Genomic DNA, 21,306 nt, shown 5'->3' with positions numbered 1-21,306 from the left:
CCGGCCATCCGCATCGGAGTGACCCGCTCCGCACAGAGAGAATACTGTTATCGAGTCTGAAATGGGAAGGTTTTGCATGTCGCGAAGTTCCGGGTTCACGTTAATCGAATTAATGGTCACGGTTGCCGTATTGGCGATAATTTTGAGCATCGCGGTGCCTGGTTTTGGTGATCTCATGCGGCAGAGTCGCGCCCAAACGCAGTCTGGATTATTGCTCAATGCAATCAACCTAGCGCGCAGTGAAGCCATCAAGCGAGGAGGTCAGGTGCGTGTGACATCGTTAAACAACGGAAACTGGCACGAAGGGTGGCGTGTCTGGGCTGACTCTAACAGTAACGCAGTACTTGACGGTGCGGAACTTATCCGGGTTTTTCCTGCATTGACAGGTGGATCAACCCTAACCTCCGCCACGACAGGCTTGATTTTAAATGGACAAGGGCGGCTTGATGGGGTGGCAGTCGGTACGGTGATTAACTTTAATTACTCCATGCCTGAGCTGGCTTGTCGTTATGAAAGAACAATCACCATTAATCTGGCTGGAAGAGCTACCGTTTTGCCGAAGGAGTGCCCGTGATGGATCGACGGATGCAGGGTTTTGGTCTAATTGAAGTGCTTGTCTCGATGCTGGTCCTTGGAGTGGGGATATTGGGTATGGTTGGCCTTCAGTTAAATGCAATGAAATATAACCAGACCGCGGCCTTTCGTTCTCAGGCTACGTTTCTTGCTTACGATATTGCTGATCGGATGCGCGCGAACGCGCCGGCGGCCTTGTCAGGTGCGTATTCCATTAATTTATCTGACTCTGCACCGGTTGGAAGTAGCATTGCGGATACTGACTTAAACGAATGGAAGGGTGCTCTCGCTGACCACTTGCCCGCAGGCAATGGCAGCATCAGCCGAAATGGCAACATTTACTCTGTGACTGTGCAGTGGGATGAGTCAAAAACAGACGGCGAAGAAGCACAGCAGTTCGTTTTCGCAACCAGGCTTTGTGAGAGGGATTGCTCGTGAGGACGCGCTATAGCAAGGGATTAAGCCTGGTAGAGCTGCTGGTGGCTTTGGCGTTAAGTTTGATTATCGGCGCAGCGGTTCTGCAGATGTTTTTAGCTAGCAAGACTACCTACAGAATGCAAGATGCGATGTCACGGCTTCAGGAAAACGGTCGGTTTGCAGTAGGCTTGCTTGCCGCCGAAGGCCGGATGGCGGGTTATATGGGGTGTGGCAATCTAGAAGATATCAGTATTAATGTAATCGCTTCTCCGCCACCGTTGGATGCGAGTAATCCCTTGGGGCAAATCATGAGTGGGGAGAATGACGTAGATTCGGCGAACGTTTGGGGTGCTAGTCCGGGAACAGACGTATTAGTTGTCCGTAAGGCGTCGAATTTAGGGTTGCAGTTGACGGGAAATATGGCGGTTGATAATGCCAATATTCAAGTGGAGGACAATGAGCTGGGTTTGAAGGCTGAAGATACCTTATTCATTGCTGATTGCACCTCGGCTGACATATTTAGAGCCACCAGTGTTTCTCAATCGAGCGGGAAGACTACAGTTGCGCATGCCAACAACCTTAATACAAGCAATCGCCTAAGTAAGGCGTATGGCTCGGATGCCGAGGTGATGGCTTTCGAGCAAATAACCTTCTTTGTAAGAGATACCGGTAGGGTTTCACCAAGCGGAGCAGCCATTAGAGCTTTGTGGATGCAGAGACGTTTCGCATATCGAGATGATGCTAGTGCCAGTGCTGCTGAAGTTGTCGAAGGCGTTCAAGACTTCCAGGTCGAGTATGGAATCAGCACCGGTAGCCGTCCCGTGGCTGATGTGTATCACACCGCTGACCATGTGAGTGATTGGTCTGACGTGGTTAGCGTCCGCTTTCGCTTCTTGCTGCAAAGCGCTGACGATAACGTAGCGCCGAAAGCCGGCGCTGGTTCGCAAGTGTTCAGCTTCAATGGCGCTGCGATTGCCGCGGATGGACATTTGCGGCAATCGTTCGGATCCGTTGTAGCCATACGTAATCGTCTTCGTTGAGGTGCGGCAATGAATAAGCAAGAACAGGCTGGTTCCGCTCTTATTATTAGTCTGGTGTTTCTGCTGATATTGACCATGATCGGTGTCGCGTCTATCCAGGACTCCACTTTGCAAGAGCGAATGGCGGGCAACGAGCGTGACCGTAATTTGGCGTTCCAGGCGGCTGAGGCGGCATTACGTGTAGGGGAGGATCACTTGCGCCAAGCCGGTATAGTATTTTCGAACGCTGGTACCAATGGATTGTTAGGGGCGGATTATGACGGTATACGGCCTATGGCCGATTCTTATCCCTGGGATGCACGGTCGCAGGGTATAACCGATAGTTACGCCGGTGTGCGAAGTGCGCCAAGATATACGCTCGAATGGCTAACCACTCGAGCGTATACCCCAAATGACGATGTCGAAGTTTCAGTTATCAATTCATATCGTGTTACAGCGCGAGCGGTTGGTGGAACTACCGATACCGTAGTTCTCCTGCAGTCCACGGTCAGTCGTTGAGGTGTTTATGGAAAAGTATAAGGCTTCAATGATGGGTGCTGCTCTAGTCCTTTACTTGGCGGCGCCCGTTTATGCTGTTGGTCCGTTTCCCAATCAGCCGCTTTCTATTTCAGGCTCTGTGCCACCTAACGTTATGCTTTTAGTGGATAACTCCGGAAGCATGTATAACGCAATTGCTCCGCTTGGGGTGGAAACTAACACTCTTGCGCCGGTGTACTATATATATCAATCCGGAGGGGGTTTTTATTGGGGAGGTGGTGTTGAAGATGGGAATATTTCCCTGTCTACTATAACTCAGCGGGACTGCGCGAGCGGGTTTAAGGCACTGTACAACACCAATGGATCTGGTGCGGTTCGCCGTTGTTATATGCTACCCGATCCCGCGGGGAGCCAGAGAACGCGGTATACGTCGAAATATCTTTCTTATATTTACTATACATATACTGCGGCTGGTGCCAGTGGTAACGATCTGCGAGCAGTCCTGCCTAATGAGTACAGAATGGAGGTTGCTCGTAATGCAGCAGAAAATATCATCACAGCCAATCGTGGTATGCGTATTGGATTATCGGCATTCAATGGAGCTACATCAGGGAACTCGGGGCCTGGCGGGAGTATTCTACGAGATATTCTCGATCTTTCCGCTGCGAAAGGTGTAACACAGGAACAGGCTGATCAGAACTATAGCGATCTGGTTTCGGAAATCGGCGCGCTGCAGCCTATAGCTAACACTCCTCTAGCCGAAACCTATTACGAAGTTACCCGTTATTACCGTGGGATTAGCCGCCATCAGGGAGCGGGTAGTGGCGACTATACTAGTCCAGTGCAATACCGATGCCAAAAAAACTTTGGAGTGGTACTGACTGATGGCTTGCCGACCCATGATTCTTCGTTTCCTGAGAATGATCCTGATGGCAATAGTCCGGATGTGGCGGGTAGTTACAATCTCCCTGACTGGGATGGGAAAAATGAGGCGTTCGGACAGCCCTATTCTGATGGAAAGAACTTGTCTGGCACGGGGGAGGGGGACACGCTCTATCTCGATGATATAGCAAAGTTTGGCTACGATATTGATTTGGTGAAGACTGGCAGCGACCTGGCAGGAAAGAGCTTCAATGATAGTGCATACCCGAAGCAGAATTTACTTACCTACACCGTAGGTTTCGCTGTCGATAACCAAATGCTGGAGGATGCTGCGGAGTATGGTCATGGCGCTTATTACATTGCGAATGATTCAAGCCAGTTGAATAATGCGCTTAACTCTGCACTACAATCGATTCGCCGGCAGATGAGTTCAGCTTCAGCAGTTTCAGCAAATACGAAGCGTATTCAGGAAGGGTCTCTCATATATCAGGCGAGATATAATAGCGCGGACTGGACTGGAGAGGTTCTTGCCTATCGTGTAAGTTTAGATGGCACAGTTGGTGACGTCGCTTGGCGAACATCTGATGCGGGTAAAATTCCTTCACCATCGGCTCGAAAAATATTTACTTACAATGACGATGCGGGCTTCACGGGTATCCGTGGGCAGGCGCTGGTCTGGGATAATCTGAACAGTATTCAGCGTGCAAGTCTGATGAAGGCGGATGAAACTGATAATGCGAACGCTCAGAAGCGCTTGACTTGGCTAAGAGGAGGTAATGATGGCGCAGTACTTGAGGCCCCCTATGAAGGGCAGCGCCTTCGTAACCGGAGCTCTGTACTTGGCGATATCGTCAATTCCGACCCGCTATTTATAGGACAACAAAATAACGGTTATAACGTCCCAAACGACGCCGACGATGTGGGCGAGCCTGCCGACAGTTACATGGCTTATGTCGAATCGAAAGAGGGCCTAACGCCGCTTGTAGTAGTCGGTGCGAACGATGGGATGTTGCATGGATTCAATGCGAACTCGGGAGGCGAAGAGTTCGCTTACGTTCCGGTCAGTCTATTTAAGACTCGTGCGATTAGTCCAGGCGCAACGCCGGGGCTTATTGCCCTCACCGAGCCGGACTACAATCATCATTTTTACGTCGATGGCTCTTTTGGTCTAGGCGACGTCTACTACAAAAGTAGCTGGAAAACTTATATGGTCGGTACGCTCGGCTATGGTGGTCGAGGGATTTTTGCCCTAGACATGACCGATCGAAACTTTGAAGGTTCCGATGTGTTGTGGGAGCGCACCGCCCCGGATACTAACGAACCGACTAACAACTGGAATGACCTTGGTTATCAATTCGGTGAGCCTACGGTCTCGAGAGTACTGGTGGGGAGCGAAGACCGCTATGTGTCAATTTTTGGCAACGGATACGCGAGTAACGCGGGGAAAGCTGCTCTCTACGTTGTTGATTCGGCAACGGGGGGGCTCATAAACAAGCTTACGGTGACTGATCCAGACGGGAGTACTGCGCCGAACGGACTGTCTACTGCTACTGCGTTTTTCGACTCCAATCGCAGGGTGACGCATGTTTATGCCGGTGATGTTTTGGGGAACCTCTGGAAGTTTGATTTGAGCTCCAGCAAAACCAGTCAGTGGTCCAGCAGCCTGCTATTCAAAGCTCGCAATTCCGGTGCACGACAGCCGATTACGGCGAAGGTGCGGGTCATGCTTCACCCTACTTTGGGCCGTTTGGTGATTTTTGGGACGGGACAGTACTTAGTTGCGGCGGACAAGGTAAATACCGAGTTGCAGACGATGTACGGAATATGGGACCGGGACTTATCCGGCACGAGCAACACCGTTGCCAAGTCGAAACTACTGCAACAAACCTTTTTGAACGAAGCCGTTGCTAACGATCGTGAGTATCGAGTGTTGAGTCAAGAGCCTATTGATTGGGATCTTCATCATGGCTGGTATGTTAACTTGCGCCTTGAGGGCGGTGTGTTGGATGGGGAGCGTGTCATAGCCACGCCGTCCCTTTCCAAGGACAGGGCGCTATTTACAACGTTCATACCTCGCAGCGACCCCTGCCTGTCAGGTGGTGAGAGTTGGGTGCTTGGTATGGACGCGCTGAGCGGGGGGCGCCTCAATGAAAGCCTGTTCGACGTTAATAACGACAAGTATTTCGACACCAAAGATGTTGTTAGCTGCGGTAGCACAAGTTGCGCTCCTAGTGGCTTTAAGCTAGGCGATGGCACTGTAGATGCCCCTGAAAACCTGTTCGGTGATGGAGGCGATTCCGGTTACGTTTCCGGCACGGGCGGCAGCATCGAGCAGTTTGATATGTCTGGAAGCGGCTCGCGTCCTGGCCGTATGTCTTGGAGGCAGTTGAAATGAAGCGTGAAAGGGGCTTTACCTTAATCGAGCTGATGATCGTGGTGACGATCGTCGGGATTCTTGCTGCAGTCGCGTATCCTAGCTACATCGAGTCGGTGAGAAAAAGTAAACGAGCGGAGGTCAAAGCGGCTTTGCTAGATGCCGCTCAGGCACTGGAGCGCCATTACTCGGCAAACAATACTTATCTGGATGCGGGCGGAGCCTTGGCAACCGTATTTCAAGCGAATGTGCCAGCCAGCGGAGCTGCGACCTATGTGCTCGCCTCTCAGGCCGCAACTGCCAGTACCTATACCCTGCGAGCCACGCGTACCGGATCGATGGCTAGTGATCCGTGCGGCAACTATGAATTGACCCATGCCGGTGTACGTGGGCTGAACGATAGTGCAGGTGGAAAGACAGTAGCGGAGTGCTGGTAATAGCTTAACGTGGAGAAAAGGGCCTATGGCCCTTTTTTTCTGGGAGAAATCATGCGAAACGGGATTGTTGGTGGCGGTGTCATCGGGCTGCTATCGGCTTATTTACTGGCGAGATCGGGCCAGGAAGTCGTCCTGCTCGAATCAGGCGAAACGGGCACCGAAGCCTCCTGGGCCGGCGGTGGGATCGTTTCGCCGTTGTACCCGTGGCGTTACAGTCCGGCGGTTACGGCGTTGGCGCATTGGTCGCAGGATTTCTATCCGCGGTTGGGGGAGCGCTTGCGAGAGCAAACCGGTATCGATCCGGAGGTTTACGAGACGGGGCTTTACTGGCTGGATCTGGATGATGAAGGCGAGGCGCTGACCTGGGCCGAGCGTGAACGTCGACCGTTGCACCGGGTGGGGATAGAAGAGGTGCATGCCGCTGTGCCGGCCCTCGGTGAAGGCTTTTCTCGCGCGGTGTTCATGCCTGGTGTGGCCAACGTGCGCAACCCTCGCTTGCTGCAGGCGTTGCGTGCGGCACTGATCAAGCTGCCCAACGTTCGGGTCGTCGAGCACTGCCCCGTAACCGGCTTCGTTCGCGATGGACAGCGGGTTGTCGGTGTGCAGACGACAAAGGGCGAGATGCGTGCCGAGCGGGTTGTCGTCGCCGCGGGCGCCTGGAGCGGCAACTTGCTGGCCACGCTGGGGTTCGAGCTGCCGGTGAAGCCCATGAAGGGCCAGATGATTCTCTTCAAGTGTGCCGAAGATTTTCTGCCGAGCATGGTGCTGGCCAAGCGGCGCTATGCGATCCCACGACGTGATGGTCATATTCTCGTGGGCAGTACGCTGGAAGATGTCGGTTTCGACAAGACGCCTACCAATGATGCGCTGGAAAGCCTAAAGGCGACTGCCCTCGACTTGCTGCCAGGGCTGGCCGACGCCGAAGTGATCAAGCATTGGGCAGGGCTGCGGCCCGCATCGCCTGAGGGCATTCCGTATATCGGCCCGGTACCCGGCCATGACGGGCTCTGGCTCAATTGCGGACACTTCCGGAACGGCCTGGTGCTTGCGCCTGCCTCGTGCCAGTTACTGGCCGATCTGATGACTGGCAACGCGCCCTGCATCGACCCGGAACCGTACGCGCCTGCCGGGCGGCTCTGACGTCGGCCGTATGGGTTGCGGAGCAGCTGAGCAATATTCGTAGCTGGGCGCTATTCATTGCAGACGAGCCCATCTCGGCGAAACTCAGTGCGTAGAGCCGAAGCCTTACCGCCAAGGCGGCGTTGCCGGTATTCGTCAGAGAGTATGGCGTCTGGCTCTACGTATGAGTCGTTTTTGCTGTTAAATTGCCTGGCTTTGTGGCGCTCGGTCTAGTCGCGCCGATTTCTTCGCTCAAGAGGTTCGTGTGGCCAAGAAAACCACTTCCTTTTCAGGCCTTGGCGGGCTGGTGTTCTCCACGGATGCGGGACGGCACTGCCCCGATTGCAGCCAGCCACTGGACGCCTGTGTTTGCAAACAGTCGGCTATTCCGGAAGGAGACGGCATCGCTCGGGTCCGTCGGGAGAGCAAGGGCCGCGGTGGCAAGACTGTGACGACCATAACCGGCGTGCCGCTGGCCGAAGCTGAGCTCAAGGAGCTTGCCAGCGGGCTCAAGCGTCGTTGTGGTACTGGCGGCGCGCTCAAAGACGGCATTATCGAGATCCAGGGCGATCATGTTCAGCTGCTGCTCGACGAGCTGATCAAGCGTGGATTCAAGGCGAAAAAATCTGGCGGTTGAGCCTGTTACGTCTCCGATTTTGCGCTTTCTTGCGTACCGGCTGTCCAATCGAGATAGCCTTCTGCCGTGTTCTACGCTCGGCAGACCCCTACCCAATTTTTCAGGAGGCTTGAATGCCTGTTCGACGCACACGTAAAGACGACGGCAGCCAATGGACCGCAGCGGACAGCCGGAGCGTTTACGGCATTCGCCACTGGGGCGCCGGTTATTTTTCGATCAATGACGATGGCCATGTCGAAGTGCGCCCCCAAGGGCCCGCTGGGGAATCAGTCGAATTCACCGGGCTGATCGAGCAGTTGCGTGAGGCCGGGCTGACTTTGCCGTTGCTGGTGCGGTTCCCTGGCATTCTGCAGGACCGGGTGCGTCGGCTGACCGGCGCCTTCGACGCTAACATCGAGCGCCTCGAATACCAGAGCCAATACACCGCTCTGTACCCGATCAAGGTCAATCAGCAGGAGGCAGTGGTTGAAAACATCATCGCCACGCAGAACGTCGCCATCGGCCTGGAGGCCGGCTCCAAGCCGGAGCTGATGGCGGTGCTCGCGTTGGCGCCGAAGGGCGGCACCATTGTCTGCAACGGCTACAAGGATCGCGAATTCATCCGCCTGGCGCTGATGGGGCAGAAGCTCGGTCATAACGTGTTCATCGTGATCGAAAAGATGTCTGAAGTCGGCATGGTGATCGAAGAGGCGGCCGAGCTGAAAATTCTGCCGCAGGTCGGCTTGCGTGTACGGCTGTCGTCGCTGGCGTCGAGCAAGTGGGCCGACACTGGCGGAGAGAAGAGTAAGTTCGGTTTGTCCGCAGCCCAGCTGCTTACCGTCATCGACCGCTTCCGCGCGGCTGGCGTCGACCAGGGCGTGCGCTTGCTGCACTTTCACATGGGCTCGCAGATTGCGAACCTGGCCGACTACCGTGAGGGTTTTCGCGAAGCCATCCGTTACTACGCCGAGCTGCGCGCGCTCGGGTTGCCAGTCGATCATATCGACGTGGGTGGCGGGCTTGGGGTCGACTACGACGGCACCCACTCGCGCAACGCCAGTTCGATTAATTACGACATCGACGAATACGCCGGCACCGTGGTTGGCATGCTCAAGGAGTTCTGTGATCGGCAGGAGCTGCCTCACCCGCATATTTTCTCCGAGAGCGGTCGGGCCATGACTGCACATCATGCGGTACTGGTGATGCAGGTCACCGATTTCGAACGTCACAATGACGAGGCACCGACGATCGAAAATTATGACGAGCTGCCCGAGATCGTCCAGGCCCTGGCTGATCTGCTCGGGCCGACCGATCCGGAGATGGTCACCGAGACTTACTGGCGGGCGACCCATTACATGAGCGAGGCCGCCGCGCAGTACGCGTCGGGCAAGCTATCCCTGGCGCAGAAGGCGCTGGCCGAACAAAGTTACTTCGCTATCTGCCGTCGGCTGTACAACCAGCTCAAGGCGCGCCAGCGCTCGCACCGCGCCGTGCTCGACGAGCTCAACGATAAGCTGGCGGACAAGTACATCTGCAATTTCTCTGTCTTCCAGAGCCTTCCGGACACCTGGGCAATCGACCAGATCCTGCCGATCGTGCCCTTGCAGCGGCTGACCGAAGAGCCGGTGCGCCGCGCCGTGCTACAGGATCTGACCTGCGACTCCGATGGCAAGATCAAACACTACGTCGACGAGCAGAGCATTGAAAACAGCATGCCGGTGCACGAAATCCAGGCGGGCGAGGAGTATTTCCTGGGCGTGTTCTTGGTTGGCGCCTACCAGGAGATCCTTGGCGACATGCACAACCTGTTCGGCGATACCGACTCGGTGAACGTCTATCAGCGCGAGGATGGCAGTTTCTATCACGCTGGCATCGAGACCCACGACACGATTGAGGACATGTTGCGCTACGTACACCTGTCGCCGGAGGAGCTGATGACCTATTACCGCGACAAGGTTTCCAGTGCTCGGCTCAGCGCCAAGGAGCGCACTCAGTATATCGATGCGCTACGTCTGGGTCTGACGCGGTCTTCGTATCTGACGCCTTGAGGGTGGCTAGAAGGTGATGTTCGTCCGCACGCTCAGTGTGCGGACGAACGGTCCCGCTTTTTTGTAGGAGCCAGCTTGCTGGCATGCTTTTTATGGCCAATTCGCGAGCAAGCTCGCTTCTACAAGACAGCAACGATCTCGCGACTACCGCGACTACGCTGAACCAGGCGATTCGCAATTAAGCCTTTCTAACAAATTCCGACTTCAGCTTCATCGCGCCGATTCCATCGATCTTGCAGTCGATATCATGGTCGCCGTCGACCAGGCGGATGTTCTTGACCTTGGTGCCGACTTTCACCACCAGCGAAGAGCCTTTGACCTTGAGGTCCTTGATCACGGTGATGGTGTCGCCGTCCTGCAGTCTGTTGCCAACCGAATCCTTGCTTATCTTGCCGTCCTCGCTCGCAGTTTGCGGCTCGGTCGAGGACCACTCGTGCGCGCATTCCGGGCAGACCAGCGTCATGCTGTCTTCGTAGGTGTATTCGGAATCGCATTGGGGGCAGGGTGGCAGAGCGCTCACGGCAGGTCCTCGGTTTGGCTACAGCGAAAAGCCGTGGATTGTATAGGGTCATCCAGCATTGCGGTTCTGCTCGGTTCCGCATGGCCCCGGTCAGTGATAGCGCCGGGCGGCCTGTGGCTGGATGAGTGCGCCACGATACCGCCCCGTAATAGGTTTGCGGGGCGGCTGGTTGCCATGACTCAGTAGTCGTCCTTGATAGCCCGATAGCGCTCTTCCAGCTCACGGCGGATCTGCCGGCGATGCTGAGCCTGGGCGAAGCGTCGCTTCTGGTCCGGGGTCTGGGGTTTTAGCACGGGCACGGTGGCCGGGCGACCATCTTCACCGACCGCCACCATGGTGAAAAAGCAGCTATTGGTATGGCGCACAGTCTTCTGGCGGATGTCCTCGGTCACGACTTTAATGCCGATTTCCATCGAGGTGTTGCCGGTGTAGTTGACCGAGGCGAGGAATGTCACCAGCTCACCCACGTGGATCGGCTGACGGAAATTCACCTGATCGACAGACAGGGTGACGACGTATTGCCCGGCGTAACGGCTGGCGCAGGCATAGGCGACTTCGTCGAGGTACTTCAGCAGCGTGCCGCCATGTACGTTGCCGGAAAAGTTGGCCTTGTCCGGGGTCATCAGTACGGTCATGGTCAGTTCGGCGTGTCCATCTAGCATTGTGCGCGGCTCGTGCTGGCAAAAAGGGCCGCTACTTTAGTCGAATACGAAGCGGCTGTGTGCGCTCGGCGTGGCTTGCCTTCAGTTTTTTTTCACAGGGTCAATGTGGCAATAACGCGCAGCTTATATTCACCAGCAATTTAACCCGCTGACGCGACGTGCGCGTCAATCGCGTCGCGGTCAACCAGGCCGCTCCAGCCATCCGCAATGCGTGAACGCTGAAAAATTGTGGACGGACTCCCGGTCCTGTCCGACCCGGCGGGCCGTTTGAGTCTTCATTGACTTACGCCAGTGTCGCTAACGCTTTTGTCCCTATAGTCCCGGCTACCCAAGCGCTTCAATTTCAACCAGTGCCGGACTCGCCATGCGCCTATTCATCCCTATTCTGCTCAGCTGCATCGTGCCATTCACCCACGTCAGCGAGGAGGCAATGGAACGCTTCAGCTATCTGATGGGCGATGCCGAGCGGCGCGAGCATGCCTATGCGGCCGGTCAGGAGCGCGCATTGTTACGAGCGCGCTGACCTCGCCTGAAGGTTCCCGCTGACAAGAGGCAGCAGCGACGACCCGCGCCGCATGCGGGTAGCGCGCGTGAACCGTCCGCCGCTATGAAACAACCAGAATCTGTCTATCGCGCCGCTTCGCTTATTCAATTTCGGCTGGGCGATGCCGGCCACTAGTCTGCTCCTCGCGTTCCAGACGCAATCAAAATGAGAAGAGGACGACTAGATGAATCGTTACCTGTCAGGCGCTTTGCCTGCCCGCATGCTCCTGGGCGTGCTTTGTGCCAGCCTGCTGAGCTTGTCGGTCCATGCCGCTCCGCTGACTCGCGACAACGGCGCGCCGGTCGGCAACAACCAGAATTCCCAGACTGCCGGGGCCAATGGCCCGATCTTGCTGCAAGACGTGCAGCTGCTGCAGAAACTGCAGCGCTTCGACCGCGAGCGGGTACCGGAGCGTGTGGTGCATGCCCGTGGCACCGGTGCTCATGGTGAGTTCACCGCCACGGCCGATATTTCCGACCTGACCATCGCAAAGGTCTTCGAGAAAGGCGCCACCACGCCAGTGTTCGTGCGCTTCTCCGCGGTGACCAACAACAGTCATTCGCCAGAAACGCTACGCGATCCTCGCGGTTTCGCCACCAAGTTTTATACCGAAGAAGGTAACTGGGATCTGGTCGGCAACAACTTCCCGACCTTCTTCATCCGCGATGCCATCAAGTTCCCCGATATGGTGCACGCGTTCAAGACCGACCCGCGCACCAACCTGGACGACGACAGCCGTCGCATGGATTTTCTCTCCCACCATCCTGAATCCACGCGCACGCTGACGATGCTCTATTCCAACTACGGAACGCCGGCCAGCTACCGCTACATGGACGGCAGCAGCGTGCACGCCTACAAGTTCGTCAATGATGAGGGCGAATACCGCTACGTGAAGTTCGGCTGGAAGAGTCAGCAAGGCGTGAAAAATCTCGATCCCAAGCAGGTTCAGGAGATCCAGGGGCGTGACTACAGCCACATGACCCGCGACCTCATCAGTGCCATCGACCAGGGCGACTATCCGAAGTGGGATCTTTATCTGCAGGTGCTGGAGCCCGAAGCGCTTGCCACGTTCGCGTTCGATCCGCTGGACGCCACCAAGATCTGGCCGGAAGAGCTGGTCCCGTCAACGAAGATCGGCACCATGGTGCTGAACCGGAACCCAGGCAACGTGTTCCAGGAAACCGAACAGGTCGCCATGGCCCCGTCGAACCTGGTACCCGGTATCGAGCCGTCTGAGGATCGCCTGCTGCAAGGCCGCCTGTTCGCCTATGCCGATACCCAGATGTACCGCATCGGTGCCAACGCCCTGAGTCTACCAATCAATAAGGCGCGTACTGACGTGAGCAATGGCAACCAGGATGGTCAATTGAATGTTGGCCACACGACCGGCAGTGTCAATTACCAGCCGAGCCGCCGGATGAACCGCGAGGAAAGCGGGCGTGGGCTGTACAGCCAGCTGCCGCTCTCCGGTACTACTCAGCAGGCAGCTATCTTCCGTGAGCAGAACTTCAAGCAGACCGGCGAGCTGTATCGCTCGTTCAGCGAGAAGGAGCAGCGTGATCTGATCAACACGCTGGGCGGCGAGCTCGCCAAGACCGACCAAGAGGCGCGCTATCACCTGCTGTCGTATTTCTACAAGGCTGACGCCGGATACGGCGAAGGGCTGACCAAGGCTGCCAGATCCGATCTTGATCGGGTAAAGACGCTGGCCGCCAGACTGCAGGACTGAATGTAACAACGGGTCGGCACCACGACGCCGGCCTCCGACCCGGGCGCATCGCTCGGGTCGCCTTTTTTGAGGAACAGAACATGAAAAGCCTGTTTCTGCTGGCCGCCTTGCTGCTCGCTGGGCACGTTTCAGCCGCTTCGGAACCCGCCCCGTTCTTGGGCAATGACGCCGAGCAGGTCCATGCCCAGCTGCGCGACTATTTGTTCAATGCCGCACGCTTCGGCGATAACGAAGTCCTCGACGAGTTCATCCAGATTGGATACGACCTGAACGCCGCTGACAATAGGGGCTACACCGCCTTGATCCTGGCGGCCTACAACGGTCACCTGGATACGGTGGAGCGGTTGATTGCCGCCGGCGCCGATGCCTGCGCCGAAGACAAACGCGGCAATACCGCACTCATGGGCGCGATCTTCAAGGGTGAGCTACGCATCGCCAAGCGCCTGCTGGCTACCGAATGCGACCCGGACCAGCGCAATAATGCCGGCCAGACCCCGGCCATGTATGCCGCGCTGTTCCAGCGACAAGCCGTGCTCCAAGCGTTACGCGAGCGCGGAGCCGACCTCGATGCGAGCGATCCGCTGGGCAACAGGGTCGAGAGCTTGGCGCGCGGGGAAATTCGTACCCGCTGATCAGTAACTCTTGTAAGGCAAGAATTTGCCGGACAAGACCACGTTGACCCGATCGCCTTTTGGATCCGGTTGGCGCTGGATGTCCATGGAGAAATCGATGGCGCTCATGATGCCGTCGCCGAATTCTTCGTGGATCAGCTCCTTGATGGTGCTGCCGTAGACATTGACCAGCTCATACCAGCGGTAGATGAGCGGGTCGGTGGGCACCGCAGTCGGCAGTGACCCTTTGTAGGGCACGATCTGCAGCCAGGCGATGGCTTCGTCCGGCAGCTCGAATAGCTTGCCGAGGGTTTCCGCCTGGGTCTTGTCGAAGGCCATCTGACCAAGGCAGCCGGCGGTCGTCCATTCCTTGGACATGCCAATGGATTCGGCTATGTCGCGCCATCTGAGGTTTTTGCGCACCTTGGTGGAAACGATCATCTGGGTAACCTGGTTACGGCAGGAAATCAATTGCGGTTCCTCTTCGAGTGGAGTGAGCGAGCCGCGTGGTACGGCTGGTCGCTCACTTCAATGCAGAGGATGTGCCAGTCGGCTGGATGAAGCCGCTACTGATCGGAAGGACTGGTCGAAGACCATCGCTTGCTCGACCCATCCCACGTTAGTACGCGAAGGAGTTGCGAGGCGTTTGTGGGGGGCGGCTTGAACCGCGATCCCCACCGGGGGCTGGCGCCGGCCGTGTCATTTCGGCTCAATCGTATTCCGACGCTTCGTGTTCACCAAGCAGACGACGCTGCCTTGGTGTGGCGGCTTCAACTACCTCAGGGTTGAAACGCCACTGCAGATAGGGCGAGAACTTCTGCGCGACCATGCGCCGCCCGTAGTGCACCTGCAGAAGATAGCGGCTGCGATCGGCCGTGCGATTACGGCTACCGCCGTGCCAGAGGTCACTGCGAAACAGCAGCACGTCACCGGCTTCGCAGAGCACCGGCTGTGGTTCGCGGCCCTGCCAATGGGTCTCACCTGGGCGTGGTTTGCGGCCGGCCCGGTGGCTGCCGGGTATCACCCGGGTAGGGCACAGGTCGGCATCGATCCGGTCGAGATAGATATGCGCGGTGCAGACTTGCATCGGCAACTCGAAGCCTGGGTCGGACAGACAGCGCTCCGGCAATTCCATCGCCAGATAATCTGCATGCAGCTCCCCGCCGATAAATCCCGGATGGCTGCGCCAGGCGGTCTGTCCGATTACATGACAGTCGTCGCCCAGGCAGGCTTCGGCGAGTTCGATGACGCCCGGCAAATCGAGGAAGGGCAGCCAGAACGGATCGCGGTTGAATACGCATTTGTAATGATCGTCGACCAGGCCCTGATAATCCCAATGGATCGGCTCGAGACGATCAATGGCGGTGCGTACGGCTTCGATCTGCTGAGGGGCCAGTACGCCGTGCAGCAGCACGAAGCCGTGCCCATGCATGGCGCGCAATAGGTCGACAGCGTGGCGGGTTCGTGGCATGGCGGCAGACTCGATGTGCTTTGGCAGTCGACAGCTGGCTGAAAGCCTGGGTTCGTATGCTGCCGCCGCTTGCGACGATCCGTCGTTGCAGCAGGCGCACGGCCACAAGCGGTGGGCCCGTTTCATCTCTCCTCGTGCGGAATCTGGCGGCGCCGCCACAAGCGACGTTTGCCGGTTTCGCTTTTATTCGTCGGCAATGAATACGGCGTTCATCGGAAACCGCACTGGCGTGGAATGCCGGCGTCGTATGAGCGAGAATCGCCGACGATTTTCAACGCACCGTTCTGGCTGGTGGAAATCGAGCCGCTACCGTTCTCCTCGGATGTTCGCGGCATCCCGAAAGACGTTCATATCGCCGACCAGTACGTGCTTTTCGCGATGATCCTGGGCCATGCCGCCATTGTCCTCTGGCATCACTACGTGCGTCGTGACGACGTGCTCAAGGGCATGTTGCCGCTGGTGCGCTGAGGCTGACCCGCACCGCTAACCCCAGATAAGCGGCTTCGCAATAGCGGGCCGCTCAACCCGCCCCACCGATGATCCGCAGCCCGCTCTGACCGTTGCCCTGCCGCTGTACCTGGATTTGCACCGGGATGCGCTCGTGCATCTCCGCCACGTGTGAAATCACTGCGACCTTGCGCCCTTGGGCCTGCAGCGAATCCAGCGCATCCATGGCGATCTGCAGCGACTCCGGATCGAGGCTGCCGAAGCCTTCGTCGATGAACAGTGACTCGATCTTCAGCTTGCTCGAAGCCATCGATGCCAGGCCCAGGGCCAAGGCCAGTGAGACGAGGAAGGTTTCGCCACCCGACAGCGAATGCACCGAGCGCAGCTCGTCGCCCATCTCCGTATCCATCACAAGCAACCCCAACGGGCTGCCTCCGCGCTTGAGCCTGTAACGTTTGGCCAGCTGACGCAGCTGCACATTGGCATGCTGAACCAGCAGGTCGAGGTTGTAGGCCTGGGCGATCTTGCGGAAGGCACCGCCGTCACTCGAGCCGATCAGGGCGGCGATACGGCCCCAGCGCTGGCTTTCGGTGGTGGCTTCGGCGATCTGCTCCAGCAATGTCTGGCTCTGGTTGCGGCGGCGATCATCGTCGAGCAACGCCGCTCGGGTTTCGGCGCAGCGTTGTTCGGCCGCGTTGAAAAGATCTTCCTGCACCGCGTATTGGCGTTTCAGGGTTTCGCCATCCGGCGCATCGGGTTGCCCAGCTTGATGCGAGGCCAGCCGCTGCGTGCAACCGTCCAGCCGTTCGCGGCTGCGGGCGAGCTGTTCGGTGTTGTCGCGCAGGCGTTCGCGGGCTTCGGTGAGCAAGGCGTCGTCAAGGTGTAGCAGTTGCGTCAGGGTCGCATCGTCCAGGTCGGGATGGTCGGCGCGCCAGGCGGCGAGCTCTTCGCCGAGACTTTTGCGTTCGGCCAGCAGCTCGTCGCGACGCTGGCTGCAGCTCTGCTGTTCGCTGGCGAGTCGGGTCAGCTCGACGCGCGCCTCGTTCAGTTGCCGGTCGACGTCGCCTTGTTGCTGGCGAGCGGCCTGGATCGCGTTCTCCAGTTGCTGCTGCCAGGCCTGAGCGCTGGGTTGCTCGCCCAGGCTTCCGCGCAGGCTCTGACGACAGGCCAGCTCGCGGGCTTCGAGTTCCGTAAGGCGGGCGACGCAGGCCTTGTGCTGGTCGAGACGATGCTGTTGCTGCAGCTGCTCGCGCTCCAGTGCGGTCTGGCGCCGCTGTTGCTCCTCGGCTACCTCGTTTTGTTGGTCGAGCTGCTGACGCCGCGCCTCGACCTGGCTGTCGAGCTGCATGAACGCCTCGGCAGGTGCCTCGCGCCAACGGGCGAGCAGCGCGGCGGGCAGCAGATTGGCGAATTCAGCCAGCTCTTCGGCCAGTCGTTCCTCGTCGCGTGCGATGGCATCGCGCTGGCTGGTGAGCGCCTGGGCCGCCTGCACGCAGGTATCGCGCGCGCTCTGCCAGGCGTTCTGTAGGGTTTCGCGGCGCTGCTGCAGCGCCAGCAGTTCACGCTGGCGGGCGTTGGCCGTGGTGATCTCGGCTTTGAGCGTGGCGAGTCTCGTATCGAACCAGGACTGACGCTCCGTTTCCGACTCTTTCAGCAGCTCGGCATAGAGGGGCAGGGCGGCCAAGTGCGGTTCCAGCGTCGCCAGCTCATCGGCAATTTCTGCCTGCCGCTGTCCGTTCTGTTTGATGCCTGTCGTCAGTGCGATGTGCTGGTCGCGCAGCGTCTGGAGCTTCTCATCATGGTTTTTCAGGTGCAGCTGGGCCTGTTCGACTTCGTGCTCGTCCCCCTGATCGAGGGCGGCGAGCAGGGCCTTGCCGTCATGCCAGGGATGCTCGAGGCTGCCGCAGACGCTGCACGGCTCGCCCAGGACCAGCGCCGCACGCAAGGCTTCGACATTGGCGCTGCGGGCAAGACGCTGGCGATCCAGCAGTGCCTGCACCACCTTGAGCGCCTTTTCCGCGTCGTCGCGTTCGCTGCGGGCGAGCTTGCCGGCTTGCGTAAGGGCGTCGACGTCCGACTTTTGGCGGCTTTTCTCGTCGAGCAACGCCTGTTGCTGATTTGCCAGTTGCTGCTGGCGGGACCAGAGGCCGAGCAGATTTTTGAGGTTGTTCTCGGCGTCGTGTAAGGCTTCGAGGTGCGCGCTGAATTTCGCGAGCTGTTCAGCCAGGCTCGTCTCCCCGCCAATGCCCGCCTGCAGTTCATCGAGCGCCTGCCGTGCCTGCACCTGTGCGGCCTCGCGGGTCTTGGCCGCTGTCTCCAGGGCTGGAAGTTCCTGACGGCCCTGTTGCAGACGAGCCGCAATCTGCACGGCCTGCTGCAGTCGGGGCCGATAGCCATTCCAGGCCGCGCACAACGGCTGCAGCTCGGCGCTGCGAGCAAGCCCTTCGGTCAGCGCTGCCAGTTGGGTGGCGGCCTGGTCCTGCTGCTCGCGCAGCTGAGCGAGGGTCTGCTCGCCGGCCTTGCTCGCGGCTTCAGCCTGTTCGGCTTGCCGGCGTACATCACTCAAGTCATTAGTCAGATGGCTCAAGCGCTCTTCATCACGGCGCGCCTGGGCGAGGCGGGGTTCGGCGGTCCGGAGTTCCTGTTCGGCGAATTTCAATGCCTCGGTCGATGCGTGACAGAGCTGTTCCAGCTCGTCGAGCCGACGCTGCACCGCACCGTGTTCACGGCCATGGCGAATCAGGTTTTCCTCGACCTTGGCCAGCAGCGGCGCCAGCTCCTGCTCGAGAAGGAAGCGATGCCGTTGCGGCGCCAAGAGTTCGAACAGCCCGAGGACACGGCGGGCGTCGGCCAGATTTTCATATTCGGTTTCGGCGTCGGCAAGCTGCTGCCCGGCGTTGTCGCGTTCACCCTGCAAGCGGGCCAGGTCCTGCAGCCATTGGCTCTGCTGTTTCAGGATATCGAGCTGCTGCTGTAGCGCTTTGAGTTCGACCTGTTGCGTCTGGTGCTGGGCTTCCAGCGCCTGGCGCGCGTCGGGCTCCAGGGGTTGCACACCGCCGGCCTGCTGTTGCAGGGCAGTCAGTGCTTCGCGGGCGCGTTTGGCGGCTTCGAAAGCGGCCTGGCCGAGGCGGCTGTATAGACCCGTGTCGGTGAGCTTTTCCAGCAGAGTGCCGCGGTCGTTGTCGTCGGCCTTGAGGAAGGCGGAAAACTCGCTCTGCGCCAGCATGACGGCACGGGTGAACTGCGGCAGCGTCAGCCCGAGCTTTTGCTCAAGCAGCTCCTTGAATTCACGCTTTTTGCCGCTGGCCAGCAGTTGATCGAGGTCCAAATCGAGCAGGCTCTGGTTGCTGGCTTGCAGGCGGCCATCGATTTTCTCGCGGGCGCGTTTGACCTCCCAGCGGGCGCGGTAGCGGTGGCCATCAACACCGACGAAGTCCACTTCGGCATAGCCACTGCCGCAGCCACGGCGCAGTAGGTTGCGTTCGTCGCCACTGCCGATCTCATCACTCCCGTCGGGCACCTTGCTCAGCAGCGAGGCACCGTCGAGCCGCGGCGTGCTGCCGAACAGGGCGAGGCACAACGCGTCGAGGATGGTGCTCTTGCCCGCGCCAGTCGGGCCTGTGATGGCGAAAAGGCCTGCGCTGGCCAGGGGTTCGCGGCTGAAGTCGATGACCTGCTCGCCGGCCAGCGAGGCGAGGTTTTTGAGGCGGATGGCGAGAATCTTCACTTCACGTCTCCTTCACTGGCGAATTCGACGTCTTGCAGCAGGCTGGCGAAGTCGTCCAGCGCCTGCTCATCGGGCGGGTTGCCGAACTGTTCTTCCCAGGCGCGGGCGAACAGCTCTTGCGGGGTGATCTGATCGAGGCCGAGCAGGACTTCCGAATCCGCCTCGCCGCGCTTGCCAGCATACTCGCTGGCGATGCGCACCAGTCGGCAGGCCTTGCCGTTGATGGCCGTTTCGATGCGCTGGCGCAGGTCCGGCAGCGGTTCGTCGAGCTGTACGCGCACTTCCAGCCAGGGCAGGTTTTCGGCAAACAGGCCTACCGGCGGCAGGGCTTCGAGCTGGCTGATCACATCGGCCAGCGGCGCGCGACCGATGCGGATCATCTCCACGGCGCGTGGCACGGGCAGGCTTTCGATGTTGCCCAGCCGATCGCCATCGAAGCTCACCAGCAGCACCTGATGGGGATAGTTGATCTCGCCAAACGACAGCGGCAGCGGCGAGCCGCTGTAGCGGATGCGCTCCTGGCCGGCAACTTTCTGCGGCTTATGCAAATGGCCGAGGGCGACGTAGGCGATGGGCTCGGAAAACAGGCTGGCCGGCAGCGCCTCGGCGTTGCCGATGACGATGTTGCGCTCCGAATCTTCGGAGACCGCGCCGCCCGCCATGTGTGCGTGGCTCATGGCGATCAGCGCCTGGCCGGGCTGACGTTGGGCTTCGGCGGCGGCGATCAGGTGCTGGTGGACGTGGCGGATACCGGCCATGTAATCCTCGCCCGCCTCGCCGCCGGTGACTTCCGCCGGGCGCAGGAAGGGCAGGGCGAGGCACCAGCCTTCAATCTGACCCTTGGCGTCGTGCAGCGGTACCAGCAGCCGGCCGTGATCGAGCTGGTGGTCCGCCAGCCAACTGATGCGGCCGATGGCGTGGGCGTTGAGGCGTTTCATCAGCGGCCCGGGCAATTCGATTCGTCCGCCGGAATCGTGGTTGCCGGCGATCATCACGATGTCCAGTTGCGGTAGCTGCTCGTGGGCGCTGACGATGAAGTCGTAGAGGCGTTCCTGGGCCTTGAGGGGCGGGTTGACGGTGTCGAAGATGTCGCCTGCGATCAGCAGGGCGTCTGGCTGATGCTGGGTCAGCTGGTCGAGCAGCCAGGCGAGGAACTGCGCGTGTTCGTAGTCGCGGTCCTGGCCGTGGAGGGTCTGGCCGAGGTGCCAGTCGGAAGTGTGGATCAGGCGCATGGGCGGGGGCTTTTTTCGTTGGAGTCGCCTGGCGCGACTGAATGCGGAAATGTGAGCGAAGAGCTCATGCGTGGATCTTGTAGGAGCGAGCTTGCTCGCGAAGCTTTTTGGCTCGGGATTGGTGGGGTACGGCCTATTTGCAGGGTCGGCTGAGGCATTGGTTTCGCCCTGCTGGGCGACTCACTTTTTTCAAACGCGAAAAAAGTAAGCAAAAACGCTTGCCCCTGCATCCGGGTTTCGCTGCGCTCAACTTCCCTCATTCCATCCGTGCTCCGGGGGCCGGCGTACAAGGGCCATCCCTGGCCCTTTACGCCTCTCGCGGCATCCATGCCGCTCGCTCCCCTCCACGCGGATTCCATTCGGCCTTCTGAAAGGGGCGT

At 58.8% G+C, this 21,306-nt stretch carries 19 protein-coding genes; 13 read left to right on the top strand and 6 right to left on the bottom strand.

The window, feature by feature from the left end; translation table 11 throughout:
* Window positions 1-76: 76 nt before the first annotated feature.
* The 9 genes from H3028_RS04430 to speA all read left to right on the top strand — a co-directional run bounded on the left by H3028_RS04430 (window position 77) and on the right by speA (window position 9,983).
* On the top strand, window positions 77-574 hold the full coding sequence (locus tag H3028_RS04430; protein WP_181295841.1) for a GspH/FimT family pseudopilin: 498 nt from the start codon (window positions 77-79) through the stop codon (window positions 572-574).
* Window positions 574-1,011 (top strand): type IV pilus modification protein PilV, encoded by a 438-nt coding sequence (pilV, locus tag H3028_RS04425; protein ID WP_181295840.1) that lies wholly within the window; start codon window positions 574-576, stop codon window positions 1,009-1,011. Before H3028_RS04430 ends, pilV begins: the two co-directional genes overlap by 1 nt.
* Window positions 1,008-2,030: a PilW family protein gene (locus tag H3028_RS04420; RefSeq protein WP_181295839.1), complete on the top strand. Its 1,023-nt coding sequence runs from the start codon at window positions 1,008-1,010 to the stop codon at window positions 2,028-2,030. Before pilV ends, H3028_RS04420 begins: the two co-directional genes overlap by 4 nt.
* A 9-nt stretch (window positions 2,031-2,039) precedes the next feature.
* Window positions 2,040-2,528, top strand: coding sequence for a PilX N-terminal domain-containing pilus assembly protein (locus H3028_RS04415; RefSeq protein ID WP_181295838.1), 489 nt, complete (start codon window positions 2,040-2,042; stop codon window positions 2,526-2,528).
* A 7-nt stretch (window positions 2,529-2,535) separates the two neighbouring features.
* On the top strand, window positions 2,536-5,784 hold the full coding sequence (locus H3028_RS04410; protein ID WP_219919819.1) for a pilus assembly protein: 3,249 nt from the start codon (window positions 2,536-2,538) through the stop codon (window positions 5,782-5,784).
* Window positions 5,781-6,200 carry a type IV pilin protein gene (locus tag H3028_RS04405; protein WP_181295837.1) on the top strand — a complete coding sequence of 140 codons (420 nt, stop codon included), beginning with the start codon at window positions 5,781-5,783 and terminating at the stop codon, window positions 6,198-6,200. Before H3028_RS04410 ends, H3028_RS04405 begins: the two co-directional genes overlap by 4 nt.
* Window positions 6,201-6,251: 51 nt before the next feature.
* Window positions 6,252-7,340 carry a glycine oxidase ThiO gene (thiO, locus tag H3028_RS04400; protein ID WP_181295836.1) on the top strand — a complete coding sequence of 363 codons (1,089 nt, stop codon included), beginning with the start codon at window positions 6,252-6,254 and terminating at the stop codon, window positions 7,338-7,340.
* Between the two features lie 244 nt (window positions 7,341-7,584).
* Entirely contained in the window at window positions 7,585-7,956 is a 372-nt protein-coding gene (locus tag H3028_RS04395) for a translation initiation factor Sui1 (RefSeq protein ID WP_181295835.1), read from the top strand.
* 113 nt (window positions 7,957-8,069) lie between these two features.
* Window positions 8,070-9,983 (top strand): arginine decarboxylase, encoded by a 1,914-nt coding sequence (gene speA, locus H3028_RS04390; protein WP_181295834.1) that lies wholly within the window; start codon window positions 8,070-8,072, stop codon window positions 9,981-9,983.
* 178 nt (window positions 9,984-10,161) lie between these two features.
* Here the strand turns inward: speA and H3028_RS04385 are convergent, their stop codons facing one another.
* Both H3028_RS04385 and H3028_RS04380 read right to left on the bottom strand, forming a co-directional pair.
* Window positions 10,162-10,503, bottom strand: coding sequence for a zinc ribbon domain-containing protein YjdM (locus tag H3028_RS04385; RefSeq protein WP_181295833.1), 342 nt, complete (start codon window positions 10,501-10,503; stop codon window positions 10,162-10,164).
* A 179-nt stretch (window positions 10,504-10,682) separates the two neighbouring features.
* Window positions 10,683-11,165, bottom strand: a complete 483-nt coding sequence (locus tag H3028_RS04380) for an acyl-CoA thioesterase (RefSeq protein ID WP_168423327.1) — start codon at window positions 11,163-11,165, stop codon at window positions 10,683-10,685.
* A gap of 364 nt (window positions 11,166-11,529) precedes the next feature.
* Between H3028_RS04380 and H3028_RS04375 the strand changes: the two genes are divergently transcribed.
* From H3028_RS04375 to H3028_RS04365, 3 genes are all read left to right on the top strand, one after another.
* Window positions 11,530-11,688: a hypothetical protein gene (locus tag H3028_RS04375; RefSeq protein WP_181295832.1), complete on the top strand. Its 159-nt coding sequence runs from the start codon at window positions 11,530-11,532 to the stop codon at window positions 11,686-11,688.
* 205 nt (window positions 11,689-11,893) lie between these two features.
* Window positions 11,894-13,438 carry a catalase gene (locus H3028_RS04370; protein ID WP_181295831.1) on the top strand — a complete coding sequence of 515 codons (1,545 nt, stop codon included), beginning with the start codon at window positions 11,894-11,896 and terminating at the stop codon, window positions 13,436-13,438.
* 80 nt (window positions 13,439-13,518) lie between these two features.
* Window positions 13,519-14,070 (top strand): ankyrin repeat domain-containing protein, encoded by a 552-nt coding sequence (locus H3028_RS04365; protein WP_181295830.1) that lies wholly within the window; start codon window positions 13,519-13,521, stop codon window positions 14,068-14,070.
* On the opposite strand, the gene cynS is transcribed toward H3028_RS04365, so the two are convergent.
* On the bottom strand, window positions 14,071-14,520 hold the full coding sequence (gene cynS / locus H3028_RS04360) for a cyanase (RefSeq protein ID WP_181295829.1): 450 nt from the start codon (window positions 14,518-14,520) through the stop codon (window positions 14,071-14,073).
* Window positions 14,521-14,758: 238 nt separating this feature from the next.
* A complete protein-coding gene (locus tag H3028_RS04355; RefSeq protein ID WP_181295828.1) occupies window positions 14,759-15,520 on the bottom strand; it encodes a phytanoyl-CoA dioxygenase family protein in 762 nt (253 codons plus the stop codon).
* 234 nt (window positions 15,521-15,754) lie between these two features.
* On the opposite strand from H3028_RS04355, the gene H3028_RS04350 reads away from it, so the two are divergent.
* Window positions 15,755-15,988, top strand: coding sequence for a cytochrome b/b6 domain-containing protein (locus tag H3028_RS04350; protein ID WP_181295827.1), 234 nt, complete (start codon window positions 15,755-15,757; stop codon window positions 15,986-15,988).
* Between the two features lie 52 nt (window positions 15,989-16,040).
* Here the strand turns inward: H3028_RS04350 and H3028_RS04345 are convergent, their stop codons facing one another.
* Complete coding sequence (locus H3028_RS04345; RefSeq protein WP_181295826.1) at window positions 16,041-19,694, bottom strand: AAA family ATPase; 3,654 nt, start codon at window positions 19,692-19,694, stop codon at window positions 16,041-16,043.
* A complete protein-coding gene (locus H3028_RS04340) occupies window positions 19,691-20,926 on the bottom strand; it encodes an exonuclease SbcCD subunit D C-terminal domain-containing protein (protein ID WP_181295825.1) in 1,236 nt (411 codons plus the stop codon). The genes H3028_RS04345 and H3028_RS04340 overlap by 4 nt, the downstream gene beginning before the upstream one ends.
* Between the last annotated feature and the right edge of the window lie 380 nt (window positions 20,927-21,306).

Source organism: Pseudomonas sp. Q2-TVG4-2 (genome assembly GCF_013620795.1).
In the GTDB taxonomy this organism is placed as follows: domain Bacteria; phylum Pseudomonadota; class Gammaproteobacteria; order Pseudomonadales; family Pseudomonadaceae; genus Stutzerimonas.
The sequence above is the reverse complement of the archived record's forward strand: the minus strand, read 5'-3'. Positions and strand labels throughout refer to the sequence as shown.